The sequence below is a fragment of the Streptomyces sp. MI02-7b genome (assembly GCF_033793585.1).
Taxonomy (GTDB): Bacteria; Actinomycetota; Actinomycetes; order Streptomycetales; family Streptomycetaceae; genus Actinacidiphila.
The window spans coordinates 188,458-203,613 of record NZ_JARAWX010000014.1 but is presented as its reverse complement, the minus strand read 5'-3'; the positions used below and the strand labels follow the sequence as shown (position 1 = coordinate 203,613).

At 72.4% G+C, this 15,156-nt stretch carries 13 protein-coding genes; 5 read left to right on the top strand and 8 right to left on the bottom strand.

Features of this window, described 5'->3' with window-relative positions; genetic code table 11:
• Window positions 1-348: 348 nt before the first annotated feature.
• Entirely contained in the window at window positions 349-1,902 is a 1,554-nt protein-coding gene (locus PV364_RS23765; protein WP_319662250.1) for an NAD(P)/FAD-dependent oxidoreductase, read from the bottom strand.
• A gap of 19 nt (window positions 1,903-1,921) precedes the next feature.
• On the bottom strand, window positions 1,922-2,737 hold the full coding sequence (gene ddaH, locus PV364_RS23760; protein ID WP_401977181.1) for a dimethylargininase: 816 nt from the start codon (window positions 2,735-2,737) through the stop codon (window positions 1,922-1,924).
• 126 nt (window positions 2,738-2,863) lie between these two features.
• On the opposite strand from ddaH, the gene PV364_RS23755 reads away from it, so the two are divergent.
• Complete coding sequence (locus tag PV364_RS23755) at window positions 2,864-4,258, top strand: serine hydrolase domain-containing protein (protein WP_319662249.1); 1,395 nt, start codon at window positions 2,864-2,866, stop codon at window positions 4,256-4,258.
• Window positions 4,259-4,272: 14 nt separating this feature from the next.
• Here PV364_RS23755 and PV364_RS23750 read toward each other — a convergent pair whose 3' ends face one another.
• Window positions 4,273-4,902, bottom strand: a complete 630-nt coding sequence (locus PV364_RS23750; RefSeq protein WP_319662248.1) for a biliverdin-producing heme oxygenase — start codon at window positions 4,900-4,902, stop codon at window positions 4,273-4,275.
• Window positions 4,903-5,233: 331 nt separating this feature from the next.
• On the opposite strand from PV364_RS23750, the gene PV364_RS23745 reads away from it, so the two are divergent.
• Window positions 5,234-5,965 (top strand): bifunctional DNA primase/polymerase, encoded by a 732-nt coding sequence (locus tag PV364_RS23745; RefSeq protein WP_319662247.1) that lies wholly within the window; start codon window positions 5,234-5,236, stop codon window positions 5,963-5,965.
• Between the two features lie 281 nt (window positions 5,966-6,246).
• On the opposite strand, the gene efeU is transcribed toward PV364_RS23745, so the two are convergent.
• The 4 genes from efeU to map all read right to left on the bottom strand — a co-directional run bounded on the left by efeU (window position 6,247) and on the right by map (window position 10,552).
• Window positions 6,247-7,134, bottom strand: coding sequence for an iron uptake transporter permease EfeU (gene efeU / locus PV364_RS23740; RefSeq protein ID WP_319662246.1), 888 nt, complete (start codon window positions 7,132-7,134; stop codon window positions 6,247-6,249).
• 16 nt (window positions 7,135-7,150) lie between these two features.
• Window positions 7,151-8,404, bottom strand: coding sequence for an iron uptake transporter deferrochelatase/peroxidase subunit (gene efeB, locus PV364_RS23735; RefSeq protein ID WP_319662245.1), 1,254 nt, complete (start codon window positions 8,402-8,404; stop codon window positions 7,151-7,153).
• Between the two features lie 19 nt (window positions 8,405-8,423).
• Window positions 8,424-9,551 carry an iron uptake system protein EfeO gene (gene efeO / locus PV364_RS23730; RefSeq protein WP_319662244.1) on the bottom strand — a complete coding sequence of 376 codons (1,128 nt, stop codon included), beginning with the start codon at window positions 9,549-9,551 and terminating at the stop codon, window positions 8,424-8,426.
• A gap of 152 nt (window positions 9,552-9,703) precedes the next feature.
• On the bottom strand, window positions 9,704-10,552 hold the full coding sequence (gene map, locus PV364_RS23725) for a type I methionyl aminopeptidase (protein WP_319662242.1): 849 nt from the start codon (window positions 10,550-10,552) through the stop codon (window positions 9,704-9,706).
• Between the two features lie 64 nt (window positions 10,553-10,616).
• Between map and PV364_RS23720 the strand changes: the two genes are divergently transcribed.
• The 3 genes from PV364_RS23720 to PV364_RS23710 all read left to right on the top strand — a co-directional run bounded on the left by PV364_RS23720 (window position 10,617) and on the right by PV364_RS23710 (window position 13,748).
• Entirely contained in the window at window positions 10,617-10,850 is a 234-nt protein-coding gene (locus PV364_RS23720) for a hypothetical protein (RefSeq protein WP_319662240.1), read from the top strand.
• A gap of 390 nt (window positions 10,851-11,240) precedes the next feature.
• Window positions 11,241-11,855, top strand: a complete 615-nt coding sequence (locus PV364_RS23715; protein ID WP_319662239.1) for a hypothetical protein — start codon at window positions 11,241-11,243, stop codon at window positions 11,853-11,855.
• Window positions 11,856-12,098: 243 nt separating this feature from the next.
• Window positions 12,099-13,748 carry a carbohydrate binding domain-containing protein gene (locus PV364_RS23710; protein ID WP_415924595.1) on the top strand — a complete coding sequence of 550 codons (1,650 nt, stop codon included), beginning with the start codon at window positions 12,099-12,101 and terminating at the stop codon, window positions 13,746-13,748.
• 49 nt (window positions 13,749-13,797) lie between these two features.
• Here the strand turns inward: PV364_RS23710 and PV364_RS23705 are convergent, their stop codons facing one another.
• Window positions 13,798-15,075: an MFS transporter gene (locus PV364_RS23705; RefSeq protein ID WP_319662237.1), complete on the bottom strand. Its 1,278-nt coding sequence runs from the start codon at window positions 15,073-15,075 to the stop codon at window positions 13,798-13,800.
• Between the last annotated feature and the right edge of the window lie 81 nt (window positions 15,076-15,156).

Here is a 15,156-nt window from a genome sequence, read left to right as displayed (position 1 = left end):
GGCCGTGCCGCGAGGTCTGGCCGGCCCGGACACATGGCCGCCGGCACGGCCGGGTAGGTCCGTTCTCGTTGCGGGCTTCGGCGCGGGGCCTGGGGGTGCGCCCCCCGGGTGGGCCCGGGCGCTCTGGGCCATCGGCCCGCGTCCTGTGTCCGCCTGCCCCGGGCCCGGTGGTCGCGGCCGTGCGGAGACGTCTGGCCCGGCCCGGACGCCACGCCGCAGCTCAGTCCCGCCGTGGCCGCGTTGTGGCCCGGGATGCCGGGCACCCGGGGGCGCCGGGTCGTTTCGTGCGCCTTGCGCGGCGGGCTTCGGCGCGGGGCCGGGGGTGCGCTCCCGGGGCGGGCCGCGCCGTCAGGCGCTCAGTGCCGCCATGGCCGCGTTGTGGCCCGGGATGCCGCTGACGCCGCCACCCCGCACCGCGCCCGCGCCGCAGAGCAGCACGTTGGCGTGGGCCGTCGCGACGCCCCAGGCGCCGGCGCGCTCCTGTGCGTACGGGAAGGACAGGTCCCGGTGGAAGATGTGCCCCCCGGGGAGACCGACCTCGCGCTCCAGGTCCAGGGGCGACTTCGCCTCGATGCACGGCCGCCCGTCAGCGTCGACCGCCAGGCAGTCCGCCAGCGGCTCCGCGAGCACCGCGTCCAGCTGCGCGAGCGTGGCCTTGAGCAGGGCGTCCTTCGCCCCCGCGGGGTCGGCCGCGAAGAGCCGCGCGGGGGCGTGCAGGCCGAACAGGGTGAGGGTGTGCATGCCGTCCGCGACGAGCCCGGGGGCCAGGATCGTCGGGTCGGTCAGCGAGTGGCAGTAGATCTCCGAGGGCGGGGCCGTGGGCACCGCACCGGCCGCGGCCTCCTCGTAGGCCGTCTGCAGCTGGGTGTAGGACTCCGCGATGTGGAAGGTCCCGGAGAACGCCTCGCGCGGGTCCGCGCCCGCGTCCCGCAGTCGCGGCAGGCGCCGCAGCAGCATGTTGACCTTGAGCTGGGCGCCCTCGGGCCGGTCCGGGGCGGCCTCGCCGAGCAGTCCCGCGAGGGCGTGCGGCGAGGCGTTGACCAGCACGTGCCGGGCCGACACCCGGCCGCCGTCGAAGTCCACCTCGGCCCGGGTCCCGTCGGTGGCGATCGCGGTCACCTCGGTGCCCGTGACGATCTCCGCCCCGGCCGCCCGCGCCGCCTCCGCGAGGGCGTCGGTGAGCGCGCCCATGCCGCCGACGGGCACGTCCCAGTCGCCCGTGCCGCCGCCGATCACGTGGTACAGGAAGCAGCGGTTCTGCAGCAGCGAGGGGTCGTGGGCGTGCGTGAAGGTGCCGATGAGGGCGTCGGTGAGCACCACGCCCCGCACCACGTCGTCGTCGAACGCCGCCTCGAGGCTCTCGCCCAGCGGGCGCTCGAACAGCGCCTCCCAGGCCCGCGGGTCGTCCACGATCCGCTCCAGTTCGCCGCGCGAGGGCAGCGGACCGGTCAGCGTGGGGAAGACCCGCTCGGCGACCCGCTGGGTCATCCCGTAGAAGCGCTGCCACGCCTCGAAGTCGCGGTCGGAGCCGGTGAGCCGCACGAAGCTCTCCCGGGTGCGGGCGGCAGACCCGGCGTCCACGAGCAGGCCGCCGTCCCCGTGCGGGGTGTACGAGGAGATCCGGCGCCGCCGCACCGCGAAGCGCAGCCCCAGGTCGTCGACGATCTTCCGGGGCAGCAGGCTCACCAGGTACGAGTAGCGCGACAGCCGCGCGTCGAAACCGCTGAACGCCCGCGTGGAGACGGCGGCGCCGCCGGTCGAGGGCAGCCGCTCCAGCAGCAGCACCGAGCGGCCCGCGCGGGCGAGGTACGCGGCGGCGACCAGTCCGTTGTGGCCACCGCCCACGATCACGGCGTCGTAGGTGGTCCGGAGGGGCCGGTGGGGCTGCGGCTGCTGAGGCATGGGCCTCTTCGTATCACGGTCAGTCCCGCAGCTCCATGGTGCAGCACTTCACGCTGCCGCCCGCCTTGTGCAGTTCGGACATGTCCACCGGCAGCGGCTCGAAACCGCGTTCCCGCAACGGCTTGAGCAGCCCCTTGGCCGCGGCCGGGACCAGGACGTTCAGGCCGTCGCTGACGCAGTTCAGGCCGAAGGCGAGCGCGTCGTCGCGGGTGGCGACCAGCGCGTCGGGGAACAGCCGGCGCAGCACCGACCGGCTGCCGGGGGAGAAGGCGTCCGGGTAGTACATGATCTCGTCGCCGGAGAGCACGCACAGCGCCGTGTCCAGGTGGTAGAAGTGCGGATCGGTGAGCTCCAGGCCGATCACGGGCCTGCCGAAGTACTCCTGGAGCTCCGAGTGCGACAGCGGGCTGCTGCGGAAGCCCTTGCCGGCCAGAAGCCAGCTCTCGGTGACCGCGAAGTCGCCCTCGCCCTCGTTGATGTGCTGCGGGTCGTGGACGTGCGTGTAGCCGCGGCTGAGGAACCATTCGCGGTGCGCCGGGGCCTCCGCCTTCCGCTCGATGTTGGCGAAGCGGGCGCCGAAGACCCGTCCGTCCACCACGGTCGCGCCGTTCGCCGCGAACACCATGTCCGGCAGGCCGGGGAGCGGCTGCAGGATCTCGACGGCGTGTCCCAGCGAGCGGTACCGGTCGCGGAGGTCCTCCCACTGGAAGAGGGCCAGCGCGGGATCGACCGGCTTGGCGGGGTCCATCCAGGGGTTGATGGAGTAGGTGACCCGGTAGTACGTGGGAGGACACATCAGGTACCGCCGGAACGAAGCGGTTCGCGCAGCGCTCAATGAAAGCTCCTCGCGGTGTCGTTGAGACCGTTGTGCTCATGGTGGACCCCCCGCGGACATCCCGCACCGGATTGCGGACGGAAAAATGCCCGTTCGGCCCTGGTGGGCGGCCTCTAAGGTGAGCGCATGCCGACACCCAGTCCCGCGTCCGACGCATCCTCCGACGCCCTGTTCCCCGAGACCCGCCGGGCCCTGATGCACCGGATCGCGGTCGCCCAGTCGACCTCCCGCACGCCCTCCCTCGTGGCGGCCGTCGTCCGGGACGGCCGCACCGTGTGGACCGGCGCCCGGTCCTGCGTGGACGGGCACGCGCCGGACGGGGACACGCAGTACCGGATCGGCTCGATCACCAAGACCTTCGTGGCCGTGCTGGTGATGCGGTCGCGCGACGCGGGGCGGCTCGGGCTGGACGACCCGGTCGACAAATACCTCGGCGCCACGGCCGCGGACGGGGTGACGATCCGTCAACTGCTGGCGCACACGGCGGGTCTGGCCTCCGAGAGCCCCGGCCCGTGGTGGGAGCGCACCCCCGGCGCGCTGCGCCCGGACCTCGACGGGGTGCTGGGCGAGCGCGCCCGGCTGCACCCGGCGGGGGAGCGGCACCACTACTCCAACCCGGGCTTCGCTCTGCTCGGCGCCGTCGTGGAGCGGCTCCACGACGGACGGCCGTGGGACGAGGTGCTCTGGTCCCAGGTGCTGGAACCGCTCGGCATGACCCGTACCTCGCGCCGCCCGCAGGCCCCGCACGCGGGCGGCTGGGCCGTGCACCCCTATGCAGAGCTGATGCTGCCCGAGGCGGTCCACGAGACCGGGCTGATGGCCCCGGCCGGTGAGCTGTGGTCGACGGCGGACGACCTGTGCCGCTGGGCGGCCTTCCTGGCCGCGGGCGACGAACACGTCCTGTCCGCAGCCACGTTGGAGGAGATGCGCCGGCCCGCCGCGCCCTCCGGCGACTACGGCCTCGGCCTCCAGGTGGCGACGGCGCCCGACGGGCGGCAGTTCGTCGGGCACGGCGGCTCCATGCCCGGTTTCGTGGCGGCGCTGTGGTGCGACGTCGCCGAGGGGCTGGGCGCCGCCGTCCTTGCCAACTCCACCACCGGCGCCCCGACCGGGGTGATCGCCCGCGACCTGCTGGCCATCGTGACCGAGCGCGAGCCGCGCATCCCCGAACCCTGGCGCCCGGTCTCCGACCCCGACCCGGAACTGCTGGCGCTGACCGGCCCCTGGTACTGGGGCACCTCCCCGCACGTGCTGCGGCTGGCCGCGGGCCGTGACCTCGAAATCGCCCCGGCCACCCCCGGCGCCGGCCGCGGCGCCCGCTTCCGCGCCGGCCGGGACGGGACCTGGACCGGCCTGGAGGGCTACTACGACGGAGAGACGCTGCGCGCGGTCCGCTCGGCCGACGGCACGGTCACCCACCTCGACGTCGGCTCGTTCGTCTTCACCCGCACCCCCTACGACCCCGCCGCCCCGGTCCCGGGCGGCGTCGACCCGACCGGCTGGGGGACGCACGGGGCCTAGCGGCGGGGACGCGCTCAGGCGGTGAGCGGGAACTCCCGCCCGAGCGCGGCGAAGACCGCCGCGTTGTGGGCGAAGGCCCGGCGGCACTCCTCGACGACGCGCTGCTTCTCCAGCTCGTCGGCCGGCAGGGCGTCCAGCAGGGCCCGGTACTCGCGCTTGAAGGCGGCGGGGTTGCCGATCGTCTCGAAGACGTAGAAGCGCACGCCGTCGCCCTTGCGGGGGAAACCCCAGGTCCGCTCGGCGATGCCCCGGATGGCCTGGCCGCCCGAGAGGTCGCCGAGGTAGCGGGTGTAGTGGTGGGCGACATAGCCGGCCGGCCAGTCACGGGCGGTCTCGGTGATGCGGGCGGCGTAGGCGGCGGTCTCGGGCAGTGCCGCCGCCCGCTCCCGCCAGCCTGCCCCGAGCAGGTGGCCGAGGTCACGTTCGAGGGCGGCGACCCGCGGCAGCTCCGGCCGCAGGAAGGGGCCCGCGACGGGGTCGCCGGCCAGCATCCCTGCCGCGTCCTCCAGAGCCCGGTAGACGAACCACAGCTGCTCGGTGTAGCGGGCGTAGGCGGCCACCGCCAAGCGGCCCCCGAGCAGGTCGCCGATGAAGGTGGAGTTCTCCGCGTCGGTGTGGCGGTCGTGGCTGGCGGTGCGGATCACCGCCGAGAAGGGTGCGGCTCCGTCAGGGCTGGCGGGCGTCAAGGGGATCCTCCTGCGTCGGGCGCCTTGCAGGGATCATGCCGACTTAGGCTGACCTAAGTCAATGGGCTTGCCGACAACCTGTCGGAAACCAGGCTACGTCCGGGTGGAGCGGTATGGGGTCATTTGCGGGTTCCCATCCCCCAATCGGGGGACCTTCCGGGCACCCCGGGTGCGGACCGGATCCGTACAGGGCGCAGGATGGAAATCCACCATCCGTGGATTCCGCTTACGGCTTTTCCTTCGTTACGTAGGGTGGAGCGAGGGTTCACGGGGCGAGGGAAGGGGCTCGATGGTCACCAAGGGCAGGTTGTCCGGCTGGTTGCGCCGGAAGGCGGGAGAGCGGGACGCCGAGGGCGAGGACGGCTTCGCCCAGCGGACCCCGGGCGCCCGCGACCGGGACGACCTGCTGCTGGCGGCCGCCGTGGCGGGCCTGCCGTTGGCCCCTGCCGCGCACCCGTCCGCCGAGTCCGGCTACCGCTGCTCCTGCGACCGGATCGGCTGTCCCACCCCGGGCAGCCACCCGGTCTCCTTCGCCTGGCAGACCCAGGCCACCACGGACCCGGAGAAGATCCAGCGCTGGCTGCGCACCCAGCCCCTCGCGAACTTCATCACCGCCACCGGCATCGCCCACGACGTCCTCGACGTCCCCGCCGAGGCCGGCCGGATCGCACTGGACCGGCTGGCCGTCGAGGGCGCCGCCACCGGGCCGGTGGCCGTATCCGACGGCCGGACGCTCTTCTTCACCGGCACCCGCGCCACCGCCGACGAGGACGAGTGGTGGCCCTGTGAGCTGGACTGCCATCCCGAGACCCTGGACGAGCACCCCGGCCTGCGCTGGCACTGCCGCGCCAGTTACGTCCTGATGCCGCCCTCGCGCCTGCCGTCGGGCGCGGTCGTGTCCTGGCTGCCGGGCCACGGCCCCGACCGGCCGCTGCCCGACCCCCTGCCGCTGCTCGCGGTCCTCACCGACGCCTGCGCCCAGGTGGAGCACGAGCCGGAAACCGCCGGCTGGATCAGCTGACCCCGCGCCCGCCCGGTCCCGGCGGCGGTGGGCGCCTCGCCGCCGTTTTCCGCGCCGGGTCACCCGGTCGGGCGTGAGCGTCTTCTTCGTGCCGCCCCGGCCGGCGCCCCGCCGTGCTCGGCGCCCAGCCCGCCCCCCTTCCGAGGCCGGGACAGCGCGGGCGGCGTCACCCAAGGCCGGGCGATACGCCGTGAGACCGGCCTCGTCGGCACTGCCGAGGGGCCGGTCTCACGGCGGTGACCAGTCGCGTACGCCGGGATCGCGCCCGGGCCTCGGCGGTGTCAGCCCTTCTCGCCGACGGGACGAGCGTCCGCTTCCCGCGCACCGTCACGCACCGCGTCGGCGGCGGGCGCCTTCGCGGCCGGGGCCGCGGCCCTGCCGGGGCGCAGGAAGAAGAACATCGTCGGGACGAGGTACACCGCCCAGACCGTGACCTGGAGCCAGGTCGGATCCGGCTGGAAGTTGAACACGCCCTTGAGCAGCGTCCCGTACCAGGAGTCGGCCGGGATCGTCGTGCTGATGTCGAAGGCCCGCGCGCCCAGGCCGGGCAGCCAGTCGGCCTCCTGGAGGTCGTGGAAGCCGTAGGCGAGCACGCCCGCCGCGACGACGACCAGCATCGCGCCGGTCCAGGTGAAGAACTTGGCCAGGTTGATGCGCACCGCGCCGCGGTAGAACAGCCAGCCCAGCACCACGGCCGTGAGCAGTCCCAGCGCCGCGCCGACCAGCGGCCGCACGCCGTCGTCGGTGGCCTGCACGGCGGTCCAGATGAACAGCGAGGTCTCCAGCCCCTCGCGGCCCACCGCGAGGAAGGAGGTGACGACCAGGGCGCCGGTGCCCATGGCGACCGCGGCGTCCAGCTTGCCGTGCAGCTCGGCCCTCAGGTGCCGCGCGGTGCGCCGCATCCAGAACACCATCCAGGTCACCAGGCCGACCGCGACGACCGACAGCGAGCCGCCGAGGGCCTCCTGCGCCTGGAAGGTCAGCTCGGAGGAGCCGAACTGCAGGGCGGCGCCGAAGCCCAGGCTCAGCAGCACCGCGGCACCGACGCCGAGCCAGACCGGCGGCAGCTTGTCCTTGCGGTCGGTCTTCACCAGGTAGGCGACCAGGATGCAGACGACCAGGCTGGCCTCCAGGCCCTCACGGAGTCCGATCAGGTAGTTGCCGAACACCCGCCGTCACTTCCTTTCAGTTGTTCTCGAAGAGCGCGCGGCCCCACCAGTCGCCGGTGTCCCGGACGCCCGGCGGCACGGCGTAGACGGCCGAACCCACGTGCTGGATGTACTCGTTGAGCGCGTCGGTCTTGGCCAGCCGCATCTGCAGCGGGATGAAGCCGTCGCGCACGTCGCGCTGGTAGGCGAGGAAGAACAGCCCGGCGTCCAGCCGTCCGAGGCCGTCGGTGCCGTCGGTGAAGGAGTAGCCGCGCCGCAGGATCGTGACGCCGCTGTTGTCCGGGTGCGAGAGCCGGACGTGCGCGTCCGGCTTCATCGCCTTGAAGTCCGGTGTGTCCCGCTCGTGCTTCCTGCCGAGCGGGGCGCCCTCGCCCTTGGTCCGGCCGAAGACGTCCTCCTGCTCGCGCAGCGAGGTCCGGTCCCAGGTCTCGATGTGCATCCGGATCCGCCGGGCCACCAGGTACGAGCCGCCGGACATCCAGGCCGGCCCGTCGGCGGACGCGACCCACACGTGCTTGTCCTGGACGGACTTGTCGGAGCCGGCGGCGTTGTGCGTGCCGTCCTTGAAGCCCATCAGGTTGCGCGGGGTCTGCTCGTCGGGCGTGGTCGAGGAGGTCTTGCCGAAGCCGAGCTGCGACCAGCGCATCGCGACCTTGCCGAAGCCGATGCGGGCCAGGTTGCGGATGGCGTGCACCGCCACCTGCGGGTCGTCGGCGCAGGCCTGCACGCACAGGTCCCCGCCGCTGCGGCCCGCGTCCAGGTTGTCGCCGGGGAACTTCGGCAGGTCCACCAGGGCCTCGGGACGCTTCCCGGCGAGCCCGAAGCGGTCCTTGCCGTCCGCGCCCCGGAAGAGCGAGGGCCCGAACCCGATGGTGAGGGTGAGCCGTGACGGCTGCAGGCCCAGCGCCTCGCCGGTGTCGTCCGGCGGGGCCTCGGCGAGACCGCCGACCGCGCCCTCGCCGACCGGCCGGCCCTGCGTCATCCTGCGCGCGGCCTCGGTCCACTCCTTGAGGAGCGCGACCAGCTCCTCGCGGTCCTCGGTCGTGACGTCGAAGGCCGCGAAGTGCAGCCGGTCCTGGACCGGGGTGGTGATACCGGCCTGATGCGCGCCGTGGAAGGCGATCGCGCTGCCCGCGGAGGCCGCGGGCACCGCGTCGTTCCCGGAGCGCACGGCGGCCACGGCGCTGCCGGCCGCGGCGGCGCCGAGAACGACCCCGGCGCCGGTCCAGCCGAGCAACGTGCGCCGCGAGGTGGTGGTTTCCTCGGACATGCTCCCCAGTCCTCTGCGATTACTTGGCGACGGCCGCGGCGAGCTTGGACAGCGGCTCGGCGAGCGCGTTGACGCTGTCCGAGAGGTCCTTGCGGTCGGCCTTGCCCACGGTGTCGTACGAGACGAACGTGTCGCCCTTGCGGTACTTGGCCAGCAGGCCGTTCAGGGCGGTGAACTGCTTGTCCAGCTCGGTGGTGAGCGCCGCGTCGTTCTCGGCGGCGACCGGCTTCAGCAGCTCGTACGCCTTCTGCGCGCCCTCGACGTTGGCCTGGAAGTCCGACAGGTCGGTGTGGGAGTAGCGGTCCTCCTCACCGGTGATCTTGCCGGTGGCGACCTCGTCCAGCAGCTCCTTGGCGCCGTTGGCCATGCTGGTGGCGGTGATGTCGGCCTTGCCGACCCGGGTCTGCCAGTCCTTCAGGTCGGTGACGAGCTGGTCGGCGAGGGTGCCCTCCTCGGCGCCGGCCTTCTTGTCCTTCCACAGGGACTTCTCCAGGCGGTGCCAGCCGGTCCACTTCTGGCCGTCCTCCAGACCGTCCTCACGGGTGTCGGTCAGGGGGTCGATGTCGCCGAAGGACTCGGCGACCGGCTCGGTGCGCTCCCAGCCGACGCGCGAGGGCGCGAAGAGCGACTTGGCCTTCTCCACGTCGCCGGCCTTGACGGCGTCGGCGAACTGCTGGACCACCGGGATGGTCTGGTCGGCCTGCTCCTGGGCGTACTTGCGGTAGGCGGCGACGGCCGCGTCCAGGCGCGGGTCGGACGTCACGGCGCCCTTGCCGGTCACGGTGATCTTCTGGCGGATGCCGTCGCCCTGCATGCCGGGCTTGCAGGCGATCTCGTACGAGCCGGCCTTGATCTCGGCGGTGATGGTGGCCTTGGTGCCGGGGCCGATGTTCTCCCGCTCGGTCACGATCTTGTCGCTGGGCGTGTAGACGTAGACCTCGGTGACCTTGGAGCCCTTGTTCTCCACGGCGAGCTGCACGTGCCCGGCCGGGAAGGTGGCCTTGGAGATGTCGCAGGCGGTGTCCGAGGCGGTCACCGTGATCGCGTCCGAGGAGGCGCTGTCCGCTTTCTTCGCACAGCCGGTCACGGCGGTGACGGCGACCACTATGCCGGCGGCGGCTACTGCGGACATGCGGACGGCGGACATACAGGCTCCTGGCGATCGGTGCGGCGAGGACTTAGGCATGCCTTCCTGTGGAAAGGCTTGCCTAACCTATCCGAGCCTCATCTCGCCTTGCCCACTTTAGGGTAAAGAAAAGGTAATGAAGGGCGTGGCGGTGCCCGGTGCGCTTCAGGGCGTCACGGCAGGGTCAGCACCTCGGCGCCCGTGTCGGTGACCACCAGGGTGTGCTCGAACTGCGCCGTGCGTTTGCGGTCCTTGGTGACCACCGTCCAGCCGTCGTCCCAGATCTCGTACTCGTGGGTGCCGAGCGTCAGCATGGGCTCGATGGTGAAGGTCATGCCCGGCTTCATCACCGTGGTGGCGCGAGGGTCGTCGTAGTGCGGAACGATCAGACCCGAGTGGAACGCCGTGTTGATGCCGTGGCCGGTGAAGTCGCGCACCACTCCGTACCCGAAGCGCTTGGCGTACGACTCGATCACCCGGCCGATCACATTGATCTGCCGGCCCGGCTTGACGGCCTTGATCGCGCGATTCAGCGACTCCCGGGTGCGGTCCACCAACTGCCGTGAGGTCTCGTCGACTTCTCCGACGAAGTAGGTGGCGTTGGTGTCGCCGTGCACGCCGTGGACGAAGGCGGTGACATCGAGGTTGACGATGTCGCCGTCGCGCAGCAGGGTCGAGTCGGGGATGCCGTGGCAGATCACCTCGTTGATCGAGGCGCACAGCGACTTGGGGAAGCCGCGGTAGCCCAGGTCCGAGGGGTAGGCCTGGTGGTCGCACATGTACTCGTGGGCGATCCGGTCCAGTTCGTCGGTGGTGACGCCGGGCGCGATGGCCTTCGCAGCCTCCTCCATCGCCCGCGCGGCGATCCGGGACGCGACGCGCATCTTCTCGACGGTCTCCGCCGACTGCACCTCCGGCCCGTCGTACGGCCGCGGGGCCGGACGGCCCACGTACTCGGGCCGCGGGATCGAGGCGGGGACGTGACGCGTGGGGGAGAGCTTGCCGGGCACCAGGACAGACATGTCAGCGAGTGTATCGGCGGCCGGTCGGGCAGCATGGCGGCAGGACGTCGTAGGAGGAGGAGCGATGGCGCCGTTCAGGAGGGTCCGCAAGCCGGCGGGAAAGCCCGGTGAGTGGTTCTACTGCATCGAGCACAGAAAGGTGGAGGAGGGGCCGGAGTGCCCGGCCAAGGACCGCATGGGGCCGTATCCCAGCCGGGCCGACGCCGAGCGCGCGATGGAGACCGCCGCCGAGCGCAACCTGCAGTGGGAGAACGACCCGCGGTGGAAGGACCAGCCGCGCGAGGGCGAGGGCGGCTGAACCGCCCGGTGGTGACCAGGCGCACGCCGCGGGGCTGAGGCCCGCGCCGGCCGGGGTCCCGGCCGGCGCGCGGCGGCCTGTTCCCTCGCGTTCCCACCGCGCGCCCGGCGCTTCACCCGATTGGCCAGTCGCGGGCAGCCGGCCCGGAGGTCCGCCGGCTACCCGTGCGTAGCACACCACCCCCTTTTCTGTCCGAGGTTCCGAACGTATTGAGGTTCGGACCGAGGACGCTCCGTTTCTCAGGACATGCGGACCGGATCCGACCACGACAGGTCGGACGGAGCCGGAGGAGACCGGAAGACCAGGAAGACCCGGGAAAGCCGGAGAACCTGAGGAACCGAGAAACCCGAGAAACCCGAGAAACCCGAGAAACCCGAGAAAAGGGGCCCCATGTCCAGGAAACGCAGGCTCGGGACCAAGCAGAAGATCGCGCTGATGACGGGTGCGGCGACGCTCGCCGGCGGCTTCGCCGCGGCGACGATGGCCAGCGGCCACGCCTCCGTGGTGTGCGACGGCCTCGACCAGGCGATACGCAACAACCAGGCCTTCATCGCGGGCCAGCGGGCGAATCCCGACGCGCAGTCGGCGGCCCGCATCGCCAACCGCGAGGCGGTCATCCAGCAGATCAACGTGCAGCGCCAGGCCTCGGGATGCGGTGCGGCCCCGGGGGCTCCCGCGGCCGCGGCGCCCGCGGGCCAGAACCAGGGCCAGAACGCGGCGCAGCCGCCCGCCGCGCCGCCCGCGGGAGCCGTGAACGGCCAGGTCGTCTGCCCGGGTTCGACGGTGACGCTGTCCGGCGAGGCGGGCGCTCCGGCCGCGTCCAGCAACCAGTTCCCGATGGGCACCAGGCTCAAGGTGACGAACCTGGACAACGGCACGTCGACGACGGTCGCCGTGACATCGACGTCCGGAAGCTGCGTACTGCTCAACAACGCGGCCTTCGAGCAGGTCCGCGAGCCGGGCAAGTTCCTGATCCGGAAGGCGCGCATCGAGCGCGTCGGCTGATCGGCGCCCACCCCGCGCCGCTCTCCGGCGACCACCCAGCCGTCCGGGCCACCGCCGAAACAGGAAGCGGCGGTGGCCCGGACCTCTTGACGGGGGCACGACACTCCGCTTCAATCCGGCGTGATGGTCCAGACCAACGGTCCAGACCACTTGCCCGGCACCGTCTGAACCCCCCGCCCCCCACTGGGAGGTCACGTGCTCTTCCGTCGTCATGTCCCGCGCACCGGATCGCGCAGATCCCGCATCCTCTCCGTCGTCACCGCCGCCTTCCTGGCCGCCGCCGGCAGCCTGATCGCCCTGCCCGGCACCGCCCAGGCGGCCAACCTCGTCAGCAACCCCGGCTTCGAGAGCGGCAGCCTGTCGGGCTGGTCCTGCTCGGGCGGATCCGTCGTCAGCAGCCCGGTGCACAGCGGCACCAAGGCGCTGGCCGGAGCCGTCAGCAGCAGTGACACCGCCCAGTGCACCCAGACCGTCTCGGTGCAGCCCAACACCGCCTACTCACTGACCGGTTGGGTGCGCGGAGCGTACGTCTACCTCGGTGTCACCGGCGGCGCCTCCACCTGGACGCCGTCCGCCGCCTCGTACACCCAGCTCACGGTGCCCTTCACCACCGGTGCCTCGCAGACCAGCGTGCAGTTGTACGTCCACGGCTGGTACGCCCAGGGCACCTACAACGCCGACGACATCAGCCTCGATGGGCCGGGCGGCGGGGGCGGCGGCGACACCCAGGCGCCCACCGCGCCCAGCGGCCTGACCTCCACGGGCAAGACCTCCTCCAGCGTCTCGCTGTCCTGGAACGCCTCCTCCGACAACGTCGGCGTCACCAGCTACGACGTCTACCGCGGCAGCACCCTGGCCACCACCGTGACCGGCACCTCCGCCACCGTCACCGGCCTGGCCGCGAGCACCGCGTACACCTTCACCGTCAAGGCGCGGGACGCCGCGGGCAACACCTCGGCGGCCTCCAACGCGGTGAGCGTCACCACCAGCGCGGGCGGTGGCGGCGGCACCGGCTTCAAGCAGGCCGCGCCCTACCTCTACCTCGGCTGGGGCGACCCGCCGAGCCCGTCCACGGTGATGAGCGCCACCGGCGTCAAGTGGTTCACGATGGCCTTCATCCTCTCCTCGGGCGGCTGCAACCCCGCCTGGGACGGCTCCCGTCCGCTGACCGGCGGCACCGACCAGTCCACCATCAACGCCATCCGCGCGGCCGGCGGCGACATCGTCCCGTCCATCGGCGGTTGGAGCGGCAACAAGCTCGGGCCCAACTGCGCGACCCCCGAGGCGCTGGCCGGCGCCTACCAGCAGGTGATCAACGCGTACGGGCTCAAGGCGATCGACGTCGACATCGAGAACACCGACGAGTTCGAGAGCGAGGTCGTCCAGGACCGGGTCCTGAACGCACTGAAGATCGTCAAGCAGAACAACCCCGGCATCCGGACGATCCTCACCTTCGGCACCTCGACGACCGGCCCGACCTACTGGGGCGGCCGGCTCATCGACCGGGCCAACGCGCTGGGCGCCAACATCGACGTCTTCACGATCATGCCGTTCGACTTCGGCGGCGGCGCCGACATGTACGGCAACACCGTGAACGCCGCCGAGGGGCTGAAGACCAAGCTGAAGTCCACCTTCGGCTGGGACGACGCCACCGCCTACGCCCACATCGGCATCTCCGGCATGAACGGTCTGAGCGACCAGCAGGAGAACACCACCCCGGCCATCTGGACCCAGATCCGGGACTGGGCCAACTCCCACCACATCGCCCGGCTCGCCTACTGGGCCGTCAACCGTGACCGCCCCTGCGCGGGCGGCGGCGTGACCAGCAACTGCTCCGGCATCAACCAGAGCACCTGGCAGTTCACCTCGATCACCGCCGGCTTCACCGGCTGATCCCCGGCCCGGCCGGTGATCCGGCCGGGCCCAGCGACCGCCCCACGGGTCAGGCGGCGGGGGACACCGCGTCCTCCGCCGCCGTCCGCATGCTCACCGCGTGCTCGTTGGTCCGCGCGTCGTACGCCATCAGGGTCGGCAGGCACACCGCCAGCGTCCCGACCGCCGCCACGCACGCCAGGCCGCCGGTCCACACCGAGGTCCGCAGCCCCAGCGCCGCCGCCGCGCCACCGGCCCGCACCTGGCCCAGCTGAGGGCCTGTCATGAACGACAGCAGCTCGATGCCGGCCAGCCGGCCGCGCAGGGTGTCCGGGATGGTCTGGTTCCAGATCGTCGAGCGGAACACCCCGCTGATCATGTCCAGCGCTCCCGCCAGCACCAGGAAGAGCAGCACCAGCCACACGTCGCGGGTCAGTCCGGCCGCCGCCATGCACAGCCCGAAGCCCGACGCGGCCAGCACGATCGCCACACCGTGCCGGTGCACCCGGCTGGACCAGCCGCTCGTCAGGCTCATCAGCATCGCCCCGGCCGGCAGCGCCGCGTACATCAGGCCCAGTGACCACGGGGCGCCGAGGTCGTCCGCCATGAAGGGGAACACGGCGATCGGGAACGCCAGGCCCATCGCCGCGATGTCCACCACGTACGTGCCCAGCAGTTCCTTGCGGCTCCACGCGTAGCGCGCGCCCTCGCCGATCGAGCGCAGCGACGGGCGTTCCGCGTCGTGCGAGGGCGGGGACGGTCGCAGCCGCAGGCCCAGCAGCAGCGACACGGCGAAGGTCAGGGTGTCGATGGCGTACGCCCAGCGCAGGCCCGCGTAGGCGATCAGCACACCGGCCAGCGCGGGTGCCGCGATGGCGCCGAGCTGCCAGCGCAGCGCGTTCAGCGAGGCCGCCGCGGTGAGCTGGTCGTGCGGCACGATGCGGGGCACGATCGCCTCCAGCGCGGGGCGTTGCAGGCCCCCGAGCGCGCTCGTCAGCGCCGCCACCACGTACAGCGGCCAGAGCAGCGGACGCGGGAGCAGGGTGTTGGCCAGCAGCAGGGCCGACATCAGGCCGAGCGCCGCCTCCGTCCACAGGATCAGCTTCCGCCGGTCGAGGGCGTCGGCCAAGGCGCCCCCGTAGAGCCCGAACACCACCAGCGGGACCAGTTCCACCGCGCCCAGGGCGCCGACCGCCAGGGTCGAACCGGTCAGGTTCTTGATCTGGACCGGGAGCGCCACGAAGGTCAGGAAGCTGCCGAAGCTGGTGATCAGTCCGGCGCACCACATCAGGCGGAAGTCGCGGGAACTGCGCCACGGAGCGAGGTCGGGGAGGAGATTGCGCACCATGGCATGTTTGGCGGGCGGGCGCCGGGGCGCAACGCATTTTCCGCCGCCCTCCCGGCCGTTCCGGTGCGTGCCGGAACGGCC